At 37.7% G+C, this 15,531-nt stretch carries 18 protein-coding genes; 16 read left to right on the top strand and 2 right to left on the bottom strand.

What is annotated here, in order from left to right; all coding sequences use genetic code 11:
- Nucleotides 1-99: 99 nt before the first annotated feature.
- From M3182_RS12095 to M3182_RS12115, 5 genes are all read left to right on the top strand, one after another.
- Nucleotides 100-558, top strand: coding sequence for a YpbF family protein (locus tag M3182_RS12095; protein WP_251430092.1), 459 nt, complete (start codon nt 100-102; stop codon nt 556-558).
- A 183-nt stretch (nt 559-741) separates the two neighbouring features.
- A complete protein-coding gene (locus tag M3182_RS12100) occupies nt 742-1,455 on the top strand; it encodes a metallophosphoesterase (RefSeq protein ID WP_251430089.1) in 714 nt (237 codons plus the stop codon).
- Between the two features lie 108 nt (nt 1,456-1,563).
- On the top strand, nt 1,564-2,145 hold the full coding sequence (locus M3182_RS12105) for a genetic competence negative regulator (protein WP_251430086.1): 582 nt from the start codon (nt 1,564-1,566) through the stop codon (nt 2,143-2,145).
- A 466-nt stretch (nt 2,146-2,611) separates the two neighbouring features.
- On the top strand, nt 2,612-3,889 hold the full coding sequence (locus M3182_RS12110; protein WP_251430084.1) for a Glu/Leu/Phe/Val family dehydrogenase: 1,278 nt from the start codon (nt 2,612-2,614) through the stop codon (nt 3,887-3,889).
- 264 nt (nt 3,890-4,153) lie between these two features.
- Entirely contained in the window at nt 4,154-5,143 is a 990-nt protein-coding gene (locus M3182_RS12115) for a YpdA family putative bacillithiol disulfide reductase (RefSeq protein WP_251430080.1), read from the top strand.
- 89 nt (nt 5,144-5,232) lie between these two features.
- On the opposite strand, the gene M3182_RS12120 is transcribed toward M3182_RS12115, so the two are convergent.
- On the bottom strand, nt 5,233-6,210 hold the full coding sequence (locus M3182_RS12120) for an asparaginase (protein ID WP_285867900.1): 978 nt from the start codon (nt 6,208-6,210) through the stop codon (nt 5,233-5,235).
- A 94-nt stretch (nt 6,211-6,304) separates the two neighbouring features.
- On the opposite strand from M3182_RS12120, the gene prsW reads away from it, so the two are divergent.
- The 8 genes from prsW to fni all read left to right on the top strand — a co-directional run bounded on the left by prsW (nt 6,305) and on the right by fni (nt 13,544).
- Nucleotides 6,305-7,003: a glutamic-type intramembrane protease PrsW gene (gene prsW / locus M3182_RS12125; protein ID WP_251558202.1), complete on the top strand. Its 699-nt coding sequence runs from the start codon at nt 6,305-6,307 to the stop codon at nt 7,001-7,003.
- A gap of 94 nt (nt 7,004-7,097) precedes the next feature.
- On the top strand, nt 7,098-8,003 hold the full coding sequence (gene sleB / locus M3182_RS12130; protein WP_432806705.1) for a spore cortex-lytic enzyme: 906 nt from the start codon (nt 7,098-7,100) through the stop codon (nt 8,001-8,003).
- 11 nt (nt 8,004-8,014) lie between these two features.
- The gene (gene ypeB / locus M3182_RS12135) at nt 8,015-9,364 is read left to right on the top strand and encodes a germination protein YpeB (protein WP_251430074.1); all 1,350 of its coding nucleotides are present in this window, start codon (nt 8,015-8,017) and stop codon (nt 9,362-9,364) included.
- A 287-nt stretch (nt 9,365-9,651) separates the two neighbouring features.
- A complete protein-coding gene (locus M3182_RS12140; protein ID WP_251430071.1) occupies nt 9,652-9,846 on the top strand; it encodes a YpfB family protein in 195 nt (64 codons plus the stop codon).
- A gap of 92 nt (nt 9,847-9,938) precedes the next feature.
- Entirely contained in the window at nt 9,939-10,613 is a 675-nt protein-coding gene (cmk, locus tag M3182_RS12145) for a (d)CMP kinase (protein ID WP_251558204.1), read from the top strand.
- A 2-nt stretch (nt 10,614-10,615) separates the two neighbouring features.
- Nucleotides 10,616-11,197: a lysophospholipid acyltransferase family protein gene (locus M3182_RS12150; protein WP_251430065.1), complete on the top strand. Its 582-nt coding sequence runs from the start codon at nt 10,616-10,618 to the stop codon at nt 11,195-11,197.
- A gap of 147 nt (nt 11,198-11,344) precedes the next feature.
- Nucleotides 11,345-12,481 (top strand): 30S ribosomal protein S1, encoded by a 1,137-nt coding sequence (rpsA, locus tag M3182_RS12155; RefSeq protein ID WP_251430062.1) that lies wholly within the window; start codon nt 11,345-11,347, stop codon nt 12,479-12,481.
- Between the two features lie 13 nt (nt 12,482-12,494).
- Nucleotides 12,495-13,544: a type 2 isopentenyl-diphosphate Delta-isomerase gene (fni, locus tag M3182_RS12160; RefSeq protein ID WP_251558205.1), complete on the top strand. Its 1,050-nt coding sequence runs from the start codon at nt 12,495-12,497 to the stop codon at nt 13,542-13,544.
- A 69-nt stretch (nt 13,545-13,613) separates the two neighbouring features.
- Here the strand turns inward: fni and M3182_RS12165 are convergent, their stop codons facing one another.
- On the bottom strand, nt 13,614-13,760 hold the full coding sequence (locus M3182_RS12165; protein ID WP_251430055.1) for a YpzI family protein: 147 nt from the start codon (nt 13,758-13,760) through the stop codon (nt 13,614-13,616).
- Nucleotides 13,761-13,866: 106 nt separating this feature from the next.
- On the opposite strand from M3182_RS12165, the gene M3182_RS12170 reads away from it, so the two are divergent.
- Genes M3182_RS12170 through M3182_RS12180 form a run of 3 tightly spaced genes read left to right on the top strand, consistent with a single transcriptional unit; the run spans nt 13,867 to nt 15,531 of the window.
- On the top strand, nt 13,867-14,472 hold the full coding sequence (locus tag M3182_RS12170) for a YphA family membrane protein (protein WP_251430052.1): 606 nt from the start codon (nt 13,867-13,869) through the stop codon (nt 14,470-14,472).
- A complete protein-coding gene (locus M3182_RS12175) occupies nt 14,469-15,356 on the top strand; it encodes a YIEGIA family protein (RefSeq protein WP_251430049.1) in 888 nt (295 codons plus the stop codon). The genes M3182_RS12170 and M3182_RS12175 overlap by 4 nt, the downstream gene beginning before the upstream one ends.
- A complete protein-coding gene (locus M3182_RS12180) occupies nt 15,346-15,531 on the top strand; it encodes a capping complex subunit for YIEGIA (RefSeq protein ID WP_251430046.1) in 186 nt (61 codons plus the stop codon). Before M3182_RS12175 ends, M3182_RS12180 begins: the two co-directional genes overlap by 11 nt.

Consider the following 15,531-nt stretch of genomic DNA (forward strand, 5'->3'; position numbering starts at 1 on the left):
TTGTTTTATATGGAGTGCAAGAAGCAATGCGATACTGAGAAAAATGCCTCACATAATCGATCGGACAAGAACATATATTTTCTCTGAGGAGGGGTGAATATGGAAGAAACAATCATACACCTTGATGAACGCACAGATGAAGCTACAAAACATATGCTGAATAATGTGGTCAAGCGGAAGAGAAAATATGACAACCTAAAACAAAAGCATCTTATAATCATGATTATTACGGTCGGGGTGGCAACAATTTTCACCCTGTATTTATATCAGACAACAATAAGGCCTTATTCATATTCTTTTTATGAGGTTTTTTCGGCATTTTTTAGTCAATCAATAAACTTATATCTATTTATTTTGACAGGTGGCTTATTTGGATTAATGAATCTTCTTAGAGAAAAGCGGGATAAAGCAGAGAAAGAATTTCATGCATTAAGGTGTGAAATTATTGATAAAAGCAAAGATCTGTGGAAAAAAGAGCATGAATGGAAAAGTCGCCATTTAGTGTTTGAGATGATGAAAGAAAAGTATGATATAAATCTGTACCATGAAAACAAATAAGGTCAACTTATTCATCATCTAAATTGGAAATATGTTAGCTTTCATGCTAGTCTAACATTAATCTATTCCTCTCATACGTAGGTGTGAGAGGTTTTTAGTTCATACAGAAAGGGTAAAAAAATGGTACTCGCCTATATTATTTTCTGTGTTTTATTTCTTTGTTGTGCCTTCTTGCTGTATATTATGTCAAAAGAAGCGCAAGCAGATCGGGTTCTCGTCCACCACTGGGCATTTTCTGAGTTACCCGTTCAAAAGGACCCTATCACCATCTTCTTTATAAGTGATATTCATAAAAGAACAGTTACCCAAACTATCATTAAAAAAGCAAAAGCTCAAGCAGATTTTGTAATTGTTGGTGGGGATTTGGCTGAAAAAGGGGTTAGTTTAGGTCAAATCAAAGCAAATTTAGTGAAACTTAAGGAAATTGGACCTGTATATTTTGTTTGGGGAAATAATGATTATGAACTAGATCATGAGTCACTGAAAGAGCTCATGAAAAAATTGGACATCGTCATTCTTGAAAACACTGCTGTTTGTCTTATTAAACAGAAAGTAACGCTCCTGGGAGTGGAGGATCTTTCAATGGAAAAAGATGACTTAGAGCAAGCAGTAAATGCAGCAGGGAATTCTCCCTTTAAAATATTAGTTAGCCATAATCCAAAAATAGTGGATTCGTTGACCCCTGAACAGAATATTCAGCTCATTCTAAGTGGACACACCCATGGAGGACAAATCAGAGTTTTCGGGTTCGGTCCATACGAAAAAGGCGGAATTAAGCGGATTAACAACACGCGCTTATTTGTTAGTAATGGGTATGGAACAACAGCACTTCCATTAAGGTTAGGAGCTAAAGCGGAAACACACATCATTAAGATTACCAGCTCGAGTACTTCATAATCCAAAGGAAATGTTCTCCAAAGGAGATATTCACAGAAATAACTCACCTTTGTGAAAGTATCTCATACACTGTAAACAAGAGCTTCGTTAACGGCAGGGGGCACGAACATGCGCTTAGAGAGGTTAACAAACAATAAAATTAAAATATTCTTAACGACTGATGATCTATCTGATAGAGGGTTATCAAAAGAAGATATCTGGAAAGATTCCATGAAATGGAATCAACTCTTTCATGACATGCTAGAAGAAGCTAGTGATGAATTTGGCTTTGAAATTTTGGGAACTGTTGCAGTTGAAATCTTCTCTCTCCAGGCACAAGGCATGGTAATGATTGTGACTATGGGAGAAATTGAATATGATGAAGAGCCTTTCGATGACGATGGGTACATCGAGATGCAAGTTACATTAGAAGGGCGTGAAATCATCCTATTTGAATTTGAAAACATAGAGGATGTCATCCAGCTTGCGAAACGATTAAAAGATGCAGGCGTACGAGGCGGTAGTCTATACGTATTAGATGGAACCTATTATATGTCAATGTACGGTCTAGAAAGTGACAGTGAGCAAATCGTGTCACTGCTTGCGGAATATGGAAGTCCCTCCATTCTAAGTATTCATCGCTTAAATGAATATGGCAAACTCATTATTGACGAAAATGCAGTAGATACGCTAGTTTATTACTTTTTTTAGAAGGCAGCAGTCAGTTTGAAGACTGCTGTCTCTTTTTAGTAAGTTAGAGTCTATAAGTTTCCGGTTATTTATAAAGGCTCTTTTCTCAAACTTTGTTGCTTTTGAACCGAAAATACAACTGTATGAGCTAGTTTTTATCTCAAAATCAAAAAGAAAAGAGTTTGCAAACTATTTGCTACTATTGCGGCATAATCGGTTTTGAGGTTTTAACAACAATCTTTATGAAAAGAGCCTTTACAAAAGATCGTTTCTCCCACGTATAAAAAGATTTACAAGAACACCCATTGAATTAAAAAACCAACTTGCAGTCTAACTTACCTCTAAATTGTCTGCTAATAAGTGAGTTCTCTTAAGGTACAAAAGATTGTTTTTTGAATAATGATTTATTCTTGCATTAAATATCCAAAGGTGTATACTATGTCATGAAAGCGTCTATAACTGCATTGCAATTAGGAGGATTTCAAGAATGGTGGCCGCACAAAATGACGGGAATGTTAATACAGATGAAAAGCTTGACGTACTGCGTTCTACGCAAACTGTCATTCATAAGGCGTTAGAAAAGTTAGGGTATCCAGAAGAAGTATTTGAACTGCTTAAAGAACCATTAAGAATGATGACTGTAAAAATTCCAGTCCGTATGGATGATGGAACAGTCAGAGTCTTTACTGGCTACAGGGCTCAGCATAATGATGCAGTCGGTCCAACAAAGGGTGGTATTCGTTTTCATCCTAATGTAACCGAAAAAGAAGTGAAAGCGTTGTCAATCTGGATGAGTCTGAAATGTGGAATCGTTGATTTACCATACGGTGGGGGTAAAGGTGGAATTATCTGTGACCCACGGGATATGAGTTTCCGTGAACTTGAACGACTAAGTCGGGGATATGTCCGAGCAATTAGTCAAATTGTTGGTCCAACAAAAGATATCCCTGCACCGGATGTTTTTACTAACTCTCAAATTATGGCCTGGATGATGGATGAATATAGCCGAATTGATGAGTTTAACTCTCCGGGTTTTATTACAGGTAAACCGCTTGTACTAGGAGGTTCTCATGGTAGGGAATCTGCAACCGCAAAAGGTGTAACCATTTGCATTCGTGAAGCAGCGCAAAAGAAAGGTATCGATTTAAAGGGAGCAAGAGTTGTTGTCCAAGGATTTGGAAATGCAGGAAGTTTCTTATCTAAGTTCATGCATGATGCAGGAGCTAAGGTTGTTGGTATTTCCGATGCTTATGGCGCTCTTTATGACCAAGAAGGACTTGACATTGATTATCTTCTAGACCGTAGAGATAGCTTTGGAACTGTTACAAAGTTGTTTAATAATACAATCACAAATAAAGAACTTCTTGAATTGGATTGCGATATTCTTGTTCCAGCAGCTATTGAGAACCAAATTACCGAAGAAAATGCTCATAATATTAAAGCTAGTATTGTAGTAGAGGCCGCGAATGGACCAACAACATTAGAAGCTACACAGATTTTAACGGATAGAGGAATCTTATTAGTTCCAGATGTTTTAGCATCCGCAGGTGGAGTGACTGTTTCTTACTTTGAATGGGTTCAGAATAACCAAGGCTATTACTGGACGGAAGAAGAAGTTGAAGAAAAACTGGAAAAAGTAATGGTTAAATCCTTTGAAAATATTTATCAAACATCACAGAGTAGACGTGTTGATATGAGACTTGCTGCTTATATGGTAGGCGTAAGAAAAATGGCTGAGGCAAGTCGATTCAGAGGATGGATTTAATATTGACATATTGAATCTTCACAGAAAATCTCCTATCCTTATTAGGTAGGAGTTTTTTTCTGTTGCTTATTATTAGCTTGTTTTTAGCTTGAAAATGTATATAGAGGTTTTTTTAGGTTGTTCTATTAGCTAACAACCAAGATTAATGAGTGAAGAGCTTCATATGTGACTTTACATTAAGATACTTATCGTATGTAGGCTTTCAAAAGCAATAATATCGAAAATACTTATCAAGGGAACTGTACAAGGAGTGACTAGAGAGAGATGTCAAGAGAAGATGTAATCATCGTTGGCGGGGGACCTTGTGGACTAGCCGCTGCGATTGCCTTAAAAAAAATCGGCAAGCATCCCCTTATCATTGAAAAAGGGAATATTGTAAATGCAATTTACAACTATCCTACACATCAGACGTTTTTTAGCAGTAGTGAAAAGTTGGCTATTGGTGACGTTCCGTTTATTACCGAACAACATAAGCCAAAGCGAAACCAGGCTCTTGTCTATTATCGAGAAGTTGTGAAGCGAGAAAATCTCCGCATTCATCCATTTGAAAAGGTTGAAACAGTCTTTAAACAAGAAGAGGGTTATTTTAACGTAATCACAAATAAACAGGAATACCAGGCAACTTATGTAGTGATTGCTACGGGATACTATGATCACCCGAATTATATGGGGATAAAAGGGGAGGATTTACCGAAAGTTGCACATTACTTTAAGGAAGCCCACCCTTACTTTGATATGGATGTAGCTGTTATTGGTGGAAAAAACTCTAGTATAGACGCAGCTTTGGAACTGGTAAAAGCGGGTGCAAGGGTTACGGTCCTTTACCGAGGAAGCGAGTACTCAAGTAGTATTAAGCCGTGGATCCTACCAGAGTTTGATTCTTTAGTTCGCAATGGTGTTATTCAAATGAGGTTTAATGCACATGTAACTGAAATTGGAGACTCCTATCTTGTTTTTAACCAAGCAGGTGTACAGGAAAAAATAAAAAATGACTTTGTTTTTGCGATGACTGGTTATCACCCTGATCATGGTTTCTTAAAGCAAATGGGAGTGGAAATTGATTCTGAGACTGGACGACCAAATTATCATATGGAAACAATGGAGACCAATATCCCTGGCATCTATATAGCAGGTGTCATTGCTGCTGGAAATAATGCAAATGAAATTTTTATTGAAAATGGAAGGTTTCATGGTGGGCAAATTGCAACTGCGATTCAGGCAAAAGAGCAAGAAGTACAAACAGAAGCAGACTGATTCAGTCTGCTTCTGTTTGGTTTGGATCGAGATCAATTACAGCCAAAAAAATATTTTATGTACAGGTAACCTTACGAAATATGAAGCGACTATAAACGAAACATTTCAGCTATTTCATTCATGTTATTGGTCCGGTCTAATGCGACTAAAAGTTTGATTCTAGCTTTTTGCCCATTTAATCCGTTTGAGAAGATAACGCCCATTTCTTTTAATTGTTTTCCGCCACCTTCATAGGCATATACCCCTTGTACGATTCCGTTAAAAGCGCGAGAAACAATTACAACAGGGATGTTTCGTTCGATCAACGCTTGAATACCAGGTACTGTTGCCGGGGGCATATTTCCTTGTCCTAGTGCTTCGATAACGACACCGTTCACTTCTAAATCACGAATGGCATAAAAAAGTGAGGCATCCATACCAGCATGAGCTTTTATGAGTACGACATTTCTTTGTTTGCAGGAAGCTGATATCTCGTATTTCTCTCGATAGGATGGCATATGATGAAAAAAGATGTCTTGTTTAGTGACTAATCCAATTGGTCCAAATTGCGGACTCTGGAAAGTAGAAACGTTACTTGTATGTGTTTTTGTAACGTTTTCAGCTGTATGTATTTCATCGTTTAATACCACTAAAACTCCTTTATTCTGAGCATCTTCGCTAGAAGCAACCCGAATCGATGAGATTAGATTATAAAGTCCATCTGAACCAATCTCGTTGCTAGAGCGCATAGCCCCTGTAACAACAATAGGATACTTTGTTTGGAGTGTTAGATCTAGAAAATAAGCTGTTTCCTCCAATGTATCTGTTCCATGCGTTATCACAGCGCCATCAATTCCTGAACTTTGGTCATACCGTTCGAGGATTTCCTTCAATATCATCATATTTTTCATTGTAATATGGGGAGAAGGGAGATTAAATGGTTCTTCGACTACTAGGTTGGCCAAACTACTGAGTATTTGACCTTCCTCTGTTAATGGATTTTTTTCTCCAGGTTTGACAGCCCCAGTTTTATCTTCGCTCATGGAGATGGTACCACCAGTATGTATTAAAAGTATGTTTTTCTTCAATTTCAAAAGTCTCCTTCCATGGATTAGAAGAATTCATTTTCTTTCTTATCATATCATGATACGATTAAAAAAAAGATTTGAAAAGAGGTTTCCAATGCTTGGAATTGTTACTGCCGGAATTGCTCCTGGCTTGGCACTGCTGAGTTATTTTTATCTTAAAGATCAATATGGATCAGAGCCATTATCAATTGTTTTTAAAATTTTTGTAAGTGGTGCCTTACTTGTTTTTCCAATCATGTTTATCCAATATGTACTTCGAGAGGAAAACGTCCTGCAAGGCTTATTTTTTGAACCGTACATTACAATGGGCCTTTTAGAAGAGTTTTTTAAATGGTTTATACTATTTTACATGGTCTATCAACATGTTTCATTTGATGAGCCATATGATGGAGTTGTGTATGGTGCATCTGTTTCTTTAGGGTTTGCTACGATTGAGAATATCTTTTACCTCTTTGCTAATGGATTAGAATATGCACTTGGCCGAGCGTTGTTACCTGTTTCAAGTCATGCATTATTCGGAGTTATTATGGGCTATTACTTTGGGAAAAGCAAATTTTCTGTAGACTCAAAATATAAATGGTTATCGCTCTCGCTTTTTATCCCTGTTCTATTACACGGTAGTTATAATTATATCTTAATCACTCTAGAAGATTGGTTGCTGCTCATGATTCCTTTTATGATCTTCCTTTGGTATCTTGGTTTAAAAAAGGTAAAGAAGGCTCGAATTATGAGCGCCAATCATTTTAAAAAAGAACAATTGGTATTTGAAAAGCCCTTCATTTCAGGTAAATGAGGGGTTTTTTCTTTTTCAATGCATAAAAGCCCAGCCATTACAAAAAATAGGATTAATCTTAAATGTTACTAGTATAGATTATGGGGGGTTATTCGTGAACATTAAGTCGTTAATCAAACTGGGTATTGCTCTAGTTTTAATCATCGCTCTAACACCTTGTAGTAACCTAGAGCAAAGGGCTGAGGCATTTTCAAACCAAGTCATTCAGCAGGGAGCAGTTGGTGATGATGTGATTGAATTGCAATCAAGGCTTCAATACCTGGGCTTTTACAATGGAAAAATTGACGGTGTATTTGGTTGGGGAACATATTGGGCATTGAGAAACTTCCAGTATGAATTTGGTATGAAAGTAGATGGTTTAGCTGGTCAAGAAACAAAAGCTAAACTCGTGAAAGCATCGAAATATCACGAAAGTCATGTAAAAGAGCAACTAAAACAAGGCAATAAATTTTCACATTATGGTGGAACAGATATAGCGAAGCAAGGAGAAGGGAAACCTTCTAAAAAACAACCAACTGGCAATAACGCTCAACAGGGGGGAAATCAAAAAGCACAGAATCAAACAGGGGCAAAAGGCAATCAAGCAGCACCTCAAAAACAAGCAGCACCATCAAAAGTTACAGCTGCTAATACGCCTAACGGATTTTCGCAAAACGATATTCAATTAATGGCGAATGCTGTATATGGCGAAGCTAGAGGGGAGCCGTATGAAGGGCAAGTGGCAGTAGCCGCTGTAATCTTAAATCGACTTGAGAGTGCAACCTTTCCAAATACTGTTTCGGGTGTGATTTTTGAACCGCTAGCATTTACAGCTGTTGCTGACGGACAGATTTGGCTTACTCCAAATGAGAGAGCAAAAAGCGCTGTTTTAGACGCTATAAATGGCTGGGACCCTACAGGGAATGCTATATATTACTTTAATCCTGACACTGCGACAAGCAGTTGGATTTGGGGACGGCCGCAAATCAAGAAAATTGGGAAACATATCTTTTGTAAATGAGGTGAGGAATTTTGGTAAGAGGAATCTTGATTACGCTTCTAACCATTGGAGTTGCAGGAGCAGCATTTTGGGGCTATCAGGAACACCAGGAAAAAAATGCGATTCTTCAAAACGCAGAAAACAATTACCAACGAGCCTTTCATGATTTGTCCTTTCAAATGGATTTATTAAATGATAAGATCGGAACTTCATTAGCCATGAATTCTCGAGAATCTTTATCACCTGCATTGGCAGAGGTTTGGAAAATCACATCTCAGGCCCATAATGACGTTGGACAACTTCCTTTAACATTGGTCCCTTTTAACAAAACGGAAGAGTTTCTAGCAAATGTAGGTGATTTTGCTTATAAGACAGCTGTACGTGACCTAGATAATGAACCATTGACAGACGATGAATACAAAACTTTAAAATCCTTATATAAGGAATCTGGTAAAATTCAGAACGACCTTCGGAAAGTGCAACAAATGGTTCTAAAGGATAATTTAACTTGGATGGATGTAGAATTAGCATTAGCAACTGAAGGAGCTCCTGCAGATAATACCATCATTGATGGTTTTAAAACAGTTGAAAAAACAGTTGAAAGTTATTCGGAAACTGAATTTGGTGCAGGAATGGTTAAGATAAAAAAAGAGGATGAAAACTTTCAACATTTGCAAGGGAAGCCAATTAACAAGAATGAAGCATTAGAAATTGCAAAAAAATGGTCTTCGCTTGGAAAAGGTGTCGAAACAAAAGTAACGGAAAATGGTGAGGGATCGGATTACGGTTTCTTTAGTGTATCAATTGAGGATAAGAAAAAGGATATTCATTCAACAATGGATATTACCAAAAAAGGTGGTTATCCAATTTGGTTTCTCGTATCGCGAGATGTAGAGGAATCGAATTTAAGCCTTAATGCTGCTAGTGAAAAGGCCATTGCTTTTCTAAAAGACCATGATTTTAAAGATTTAGATCTATTTGAAAGTGCACAGTATGATAACATCGGAGTTTTTACATTCGTTGGAAAAAGCGATGATGTAAGGATTTATCCAGATTCAATCAAGGTAAAAGTTGCACTTGATAACGGAGGTATTATCGGTTTATCTGCAGAGGATTATTTGAAGTCCAATCATGCAAGAGAAATTTCAAAACCAAAGATCACCGCTACTGAGGCTAAAGAAAAAGTGAATCCTAATGTAAAAATTATGGAAGAACGATTAGGAGTTATTCTTAACGATTTACGAGAAGAAGTATTATGTCATGAATTCACGGGTGTATTAGGAGATGACACCTACCGTATCTATATTAATGCCGAAACTGGCGTGGAAGAAAAAGTCGAGAAGTTGCATAATGCAGAACAAATTTATGAAGATGTAGTCTGAGGAAAAGCATCGCTTTTCCTCTTTCTCTAAGGCTTTTTCTCAAACTTTGTGCTCTTAAACAAAAATACTTCTGAATAAGCTAAGTCATTCAATAAAATACATTTTATGAGAATAGAACTTGCAAACGAATTGAAACCCTAAAACTAGCTGTTCTTACGTAAAAAAAGGCTTTTGGATTTTAGCAACAATCTTTACCAAAACAGCCTTATGAAAACAGTCTTCTCAAAATGTGATTTACTGTTTTAAATCTATAGATTCTCCCCATAATGGTAGGGGGTGAATTGTTCATGAAAACTTTTGAGAGAATTTTGATCAAACTAGCGATTATCCAATTTGCTTTTTTGTTCTTCTCCCAACTATTCTTCCATCAGATGAATGTACTTCCCGAACTAAAAGTGATTACTCGATATGAAGGGGTTGTGAAGGATAGTAATACCGAATTGGTAGAGACGTTATGGGATTTTCGGAAAGCAGGAAAATAACCTGCTTTCTTTTTTCTTGGTCGTAGTATCTTTTCTTGTGTTAAAATAAAAAAGAGTTTGTTCTTTAACACCGTAGGTTTATAGGAGGCATTATGAAAAAGAAAATATCAATAGCAATTGACGGACCAGCTGCAGCTGGAAAGAGTACAGTAGCTAAAATTGTTGCAGAAAAATTAGAGTACATATATATAGATACTGGTGCGATGTACCGAGCCTTAACATACAAGGCACTAAAAAATAAGATTGACCTTCATAGTGAGGCATTGTTAATGGAAATTTTAAATGAATCGGTGATTGAATTATTGCCTGGAAAAACGGGTCAGGTAGTATTACTAGATAAAAACGATGTCACTAATGAGATTCGGACATCTGAAGTGACAAATAACGTTTCGGTTGTAGCTGCCCATGAATTGGTTCGGGTTGAAATGGTAAAAAGACAACAGCTTTTTGCTGAAAAAGGTGGGGTTGTCATGGATGGAAGAGATATTGGGACCCATGTATTACCGGCAGCTGAAGTGAAAGTCTTCTTATTAGCTAGTGTAGAGGAGAGGGCACAACGGCGACATACCGAGAATCTTCAAAAAGGATACTCCTCCAATTTGGAAATCTTAAAACAAGAAATTGCTCAAAGAGATAAATATGATTCTGAGCGAGAAGTGGCACCCTTAAGAAAGGCGGAAGATGCGGTAGAAATTGATACAACATCTTTATCAATCGAACAGGTTGTGGACCGAATCATGAACCTCGCTATTGAAAGGATTGGGTGACATTGACCATTTATGATTTTGCCAAATCGGTTGTATATGGTGTATTCAAACCGCTCTATCGTGTCGAAGTAGTTGGACGAGAAAATATCCCTAAAACAGGGGGAGTATTACTTTGTTCAAATCATATTAACAATTTTGACCCAATTATCGTAGGGATGATGGCACCTAGACCTGTTCATTTCATGGCCAAAGAAGAATTGTTCAAAGTGCCGGTCTTAGGGAAATTAGTTCCGCATTTAAATGCATTTCCTGTAAAAAGAGGAATGAGTGATCGTGAGGCATTGAGAAAAGGTCTAGCTGTTCTCAAAGATGGAAACGTGTTAGGACTATTTCCAGAAGGAACTAGAAGCAAAACTGGAGAACTTGGAAAGGGGCTTGCAGGGGCTGGTTTTTTTGCATTAAGAACAGATGCTCAAATTGTCCCATGTGCTGTGGTTGGCCCATATAAGGCATTTAACAAACTAAAAGTTGTTTATGGGAAGCCAATTGACATGAGTCAGATTAAAGAACAGAAAGGTTCAGCAGAAGAAGCAACTGAATTAATTATGACTGAAATCCGTAAACTATTAAACGAAAACAAATAGGTTTCTTGCTTGACAAAAAAGAGGATTTATAAGAAGTTAAAGAAAAGAGACTTTTTTAGAATATTCTCTAACTAAAGGTTTATCAATGGGATGGACACATCTCAATATCTTTAAGAGTAGTAGTCCATGGATTAAGGAGGAATACATATGTCAGAAGATATGAACCAAGTTGAAGTAACTAATTTTGAAACAGGTGACCGTGTCAAAGGTCAGGTTACAAAAGTAGAAGAAAAACAAGTTATTGTAAATATCCAAAACAGTAAATTGGATGGAATCATCCCCATAAGTGAACTTTCAAGTCTACACATTGAAAAAGCGGAAGACGCTGTTAAAGAAGGCGACGAGCTTGACCTTGAGGTCTTAAAAGTGGAAGAAGAAGCATTGATTCTTTCAAAGCGTAAAGTAGATGCAGAAAAGGCTTGGGATGAATTACAAGCAAAGTTTGAAAGTGGAGAAATTTTCGAAGCGGAAGTTAAAGATGTCGTGAAAGGTGGACTAGTTGTTGACCTTGGCGTACGTGGTTTTGTACCTGCATCTTTAGTTGAAGCTCATTTTGTAGAGGATTTCTCTGATTATAAAGGCAAAACGCTTACGTTTAAAATTGTTGAGTTTGAGAAAGAGAAAAATCGATTAATCTTATCACATCGTGCTGTTGTTGAACAAGAACAGAGTAAGAAAAAGCAGAGTTTACTTGAGTCATTAGAGGCTGGACAAGTGCTTGAAGGAACAGTTCAAAGGATTACTGATTTTGGTGCATTTGTTGATATTGGTGGAGTCGATGGTTTAGTTCATATTTCACAGCTTTCTCATGAACATGTGGAAAAACCGTCTGATGTGGTCCAAGAAGGTCAAAAGGTTCAAGTAAAGATTTTAAGCGTTGATACAGATAATGAGAGAATCTCTTTATCAATTAAAGATACCCTACCTGGACCATGGTCTGATATTGAAGAGAAAGCGCCAAAAGGAAGCACTTTAGAAGGTATTGTAAAGCGTTTAGTTTCATACGGTGCATTTGTGGAAGTATTCCCAGGGGTAGAGGGACTGGTTCATATTTCTCAAATTTCTCATCGTCATATTGGAACACCACATGAGGTATTAGAAGAGGGGCAACAAGTAAAGGTAAAAGTTCTTGATGTTAATAAAAAAGATGAACGCCTATCTCTAAGCATGAAGGAATTTGAGGAAAAAGAAGTACCTGATGTATCTGATTATGAATTACCAGAAGAACCAAAAGGGTTCCAATTGGGTGAGATGATTGGAGATAAACTTAAGAATCTAAAATAAAATGGTGATGAACTTGTCAAGAATGGAACGGAAAATGGATCATATTAGACTTGCTCTCGAGACAGGTCAGTCAAATCGGACAGGTTTAGATGATATCAGATTTGTTCACCAAAGCATTCCTGAAACTTCATTGGATTCGGTTAGTTTAGAAACAAAAATTGGCGAACTTGTTTTAAGTTCGCCAATTTTTATAAATGCAATGACAGGTGGAGGCGGCGAACGAACACTAGATATTAATCGACGGCTAGCACAAGTTGCCAAAGAGACTGGAATTGGCCTAGCAGTAGGATCGCAAATGGCGGCTTTGAAAAATAATGAGGAAAGACCAACATTTGAAGTTGTGCGCGAGGAAAATCCAAATGGTATTATTTTTGGAAACCTTGGTAGTGAGGCAAACGTTGACCAAGCGAGAGCGGCTGTTGACATGATTCAAGCGGATGGTTTACAAATCCACCTTAATGTTGTTCAAGAACTAACAATGCCTGAAGGAGATCGGAATTTTCGTGGGATGCTCACAAGGATTGAACGAATTGTCAATCAGGTAAATGTGCCTGTGATTGCGAAGGAAACAGGTTTTGGTATTAGTAAGGAGAGCGTGGAAGCTTTGTTTTCAGTTGGAGTTTCTGCAGTGGATGTGAGCGGTTTTGGCGGAACTAATTTTGCTGTTATTGAGAATCAGCGTCGAACCAATACCTATTCATTTTTTGAGAGTTGGGGTAATCCGACTGCTGCATCCATTATTGAGGCAAATGAGAAAAGCGCTGGTCGACCGATAATCGCTTCAGGAGGTATACAATCAAGCCTTGATGTTGCCAAGTGTCTAGCACTTGGTGCAAGTGCAGTCGCTTTAGCGGGTAGGATGCTGAGGTCTCTGACTGAACATGGGCAAGAGTACTTAATCACAGAGGTTGCTCAATTAAATGACGATCTGAAAGTGATTATGACTGCATTAGGGAAAACGTCCGTTGAGGAACTGAAAACAGCCCCTTTAATCATTTCAGGTGATACTTGGCATTGGTTAAACGAAAGAGGTATTAATACCAAGAAATATAGTCAGAGGTAAAAAAGCTTCCACCAGTTAGGTGGAAGCTTTTTTTCGTGTTAAAGGCTTTTGCGGTGCTTAATTTGGTCACTACTCACTTTGTTTACCGTCATTTAATCTTCTTGCTTCCTCCGGGCTTTGAAGTTTAGTAGCACCCGGGTAGTGCAAAGCTTGATCACGATCTAATTCTACTTGTCCGCCTTTTCTAAGCTTCTTTTCCTGTCGGTCACGTCCCATTATTACCACCTCCTACCTTCTTAAGATGGAACTTGAAAAAAAGTTTATACCTTGAAGATTAAAGTACATAGGATGCAGCCATAATGGAAATGATAGGAGGGATAGGATGGAAGGTGCAATGTTTTATTGGTTTGCTTGGTTAGGATGGGTTTGGGCAACGTTTTTCTTGTCCCGAGATAATCCATATCGCCTTAAAATTGCTTTTTGGTTGCTCCTATTAATGATCTCATCTCCTTATCGAATAGAGCTGCTAGGCATAGAACTACAGATAACTGCGATTATCCTGATGGGGATTTCATTGGTTGAATTAGCCATCTTGAGAAATCGAATATTTTATAGCGTATTTTTGTCCTCTTTCATTATGATGTTAGCTTATGTAAGTTTCTTATTATTTGAGTTATTCGATCCTGTTTGGGTTATTTTTGATCGCAAGTGGATGATTGCCATTGGTGGAGTCTTATTAGCATCTGTTTTACAATCTCATAAACGGTTGCAAGTTTTATCGCTTGGGACTGGAATGTTGTTAGGGGAAATATTCTTCTCTTTTTATATGAAAAAGCTGTCTTTTACTTACGCTGTTGCCTCACCAGTGTTTTTAGATGCCCTTTCGTTAGCGGGGCTGGTGTTCTCGATCTGGGGAGTCTTATCTTACGTATCCGAATTATCAGCTGATTATATTAATCAAGGAAGGGGAAAACAAAAATCGTCATGACAGAGTATACGCTTCCAATTGTATTTGGCTTGTTAACGGGTACAATATCACGGTTGTTTATGTTAAGAACCGATTATCGACAGTACCCTACATATTTGCATGGCAAAATTATTCATGTCGCTTTAGGATTTATTGCTGCTGGCTTAGGTGCTGTGTTTGGACCGGCCATACTAGAAGAAGAATTTACAGCTATAACGTTTTTAACTGTCGCGGCATCACAGTTTCGAGAAGTAAGAAATATGGAAAGGAATACATTATCAGAATTAGATAACTATGAACTTGTAACACGTGGAAGAACTTATATTGAGGGAATTGCAATTGCATTTGAGAGTCGGAACTATCTTGTGATTTTTACAGCACTGGTCAGCACAATGGCATATTTACTCTTTAATATATGGATTGGAATTATTGTAGCGATTGCATCGATGTACATATCTCACCTATTAATGTCTGGTGGAAAACTTAAGGATATTGTTGATATTGAGTATGTAGAACCAAGGTTCGAGGGTGCCGGTCTCTATGTGGACAATATCTACATCATGAATATCGGTTTACCAGCTAGGCAAAAGGAAGTTCTTAGGTATGGAATGGGGTTTATCTTAAAACCTAAAAATTTCAATGCTCGCTCTACAATTGCAAATCTCGGACAAAGACAGGCGATATTGCATGATGTAGCTACTGCGTTAGGCGTTTATCGAGACTCTGGAACACCAGCACTCGTACCTTTAGCAAAACGTGATCTTGATGATGGGCGTGTTGGCGTTTTTGTATTACCTCAAGATAGGGATATTGATAAAGCTCTTAAGGTAATCGGAGATGTGCCGACGCTTGAAAATGCAATTAGGATGTCAACTGAGAAGGTTGGGATGAAAAATGAATCTTGAAAAGTATATACTAGCAACGATCACAACCAATAGGAATAAGGTCGGTTCAGGTTTGGGTGTTTTTTATTGTGATACGAAAGAAGAAATGGAAACAGTTACGGCGAATTTGGAAGCCATACTTGATGGGATTGCACACTTGCTTTCTGAAGATTTATATGTAATTGTCAAACACTGA

It is taken from the genome of Mesobacillus maritimus (genome assembly GCF_023715205.1).
In the GTDB taxonomy this organism is placed as follows: domain Bacteria; phylum Bacillota; class Bacilli; order Bacillales; family Cytobacillaceae; genus Mesobacillus_B; species Mesobacillus_B maritimus_C.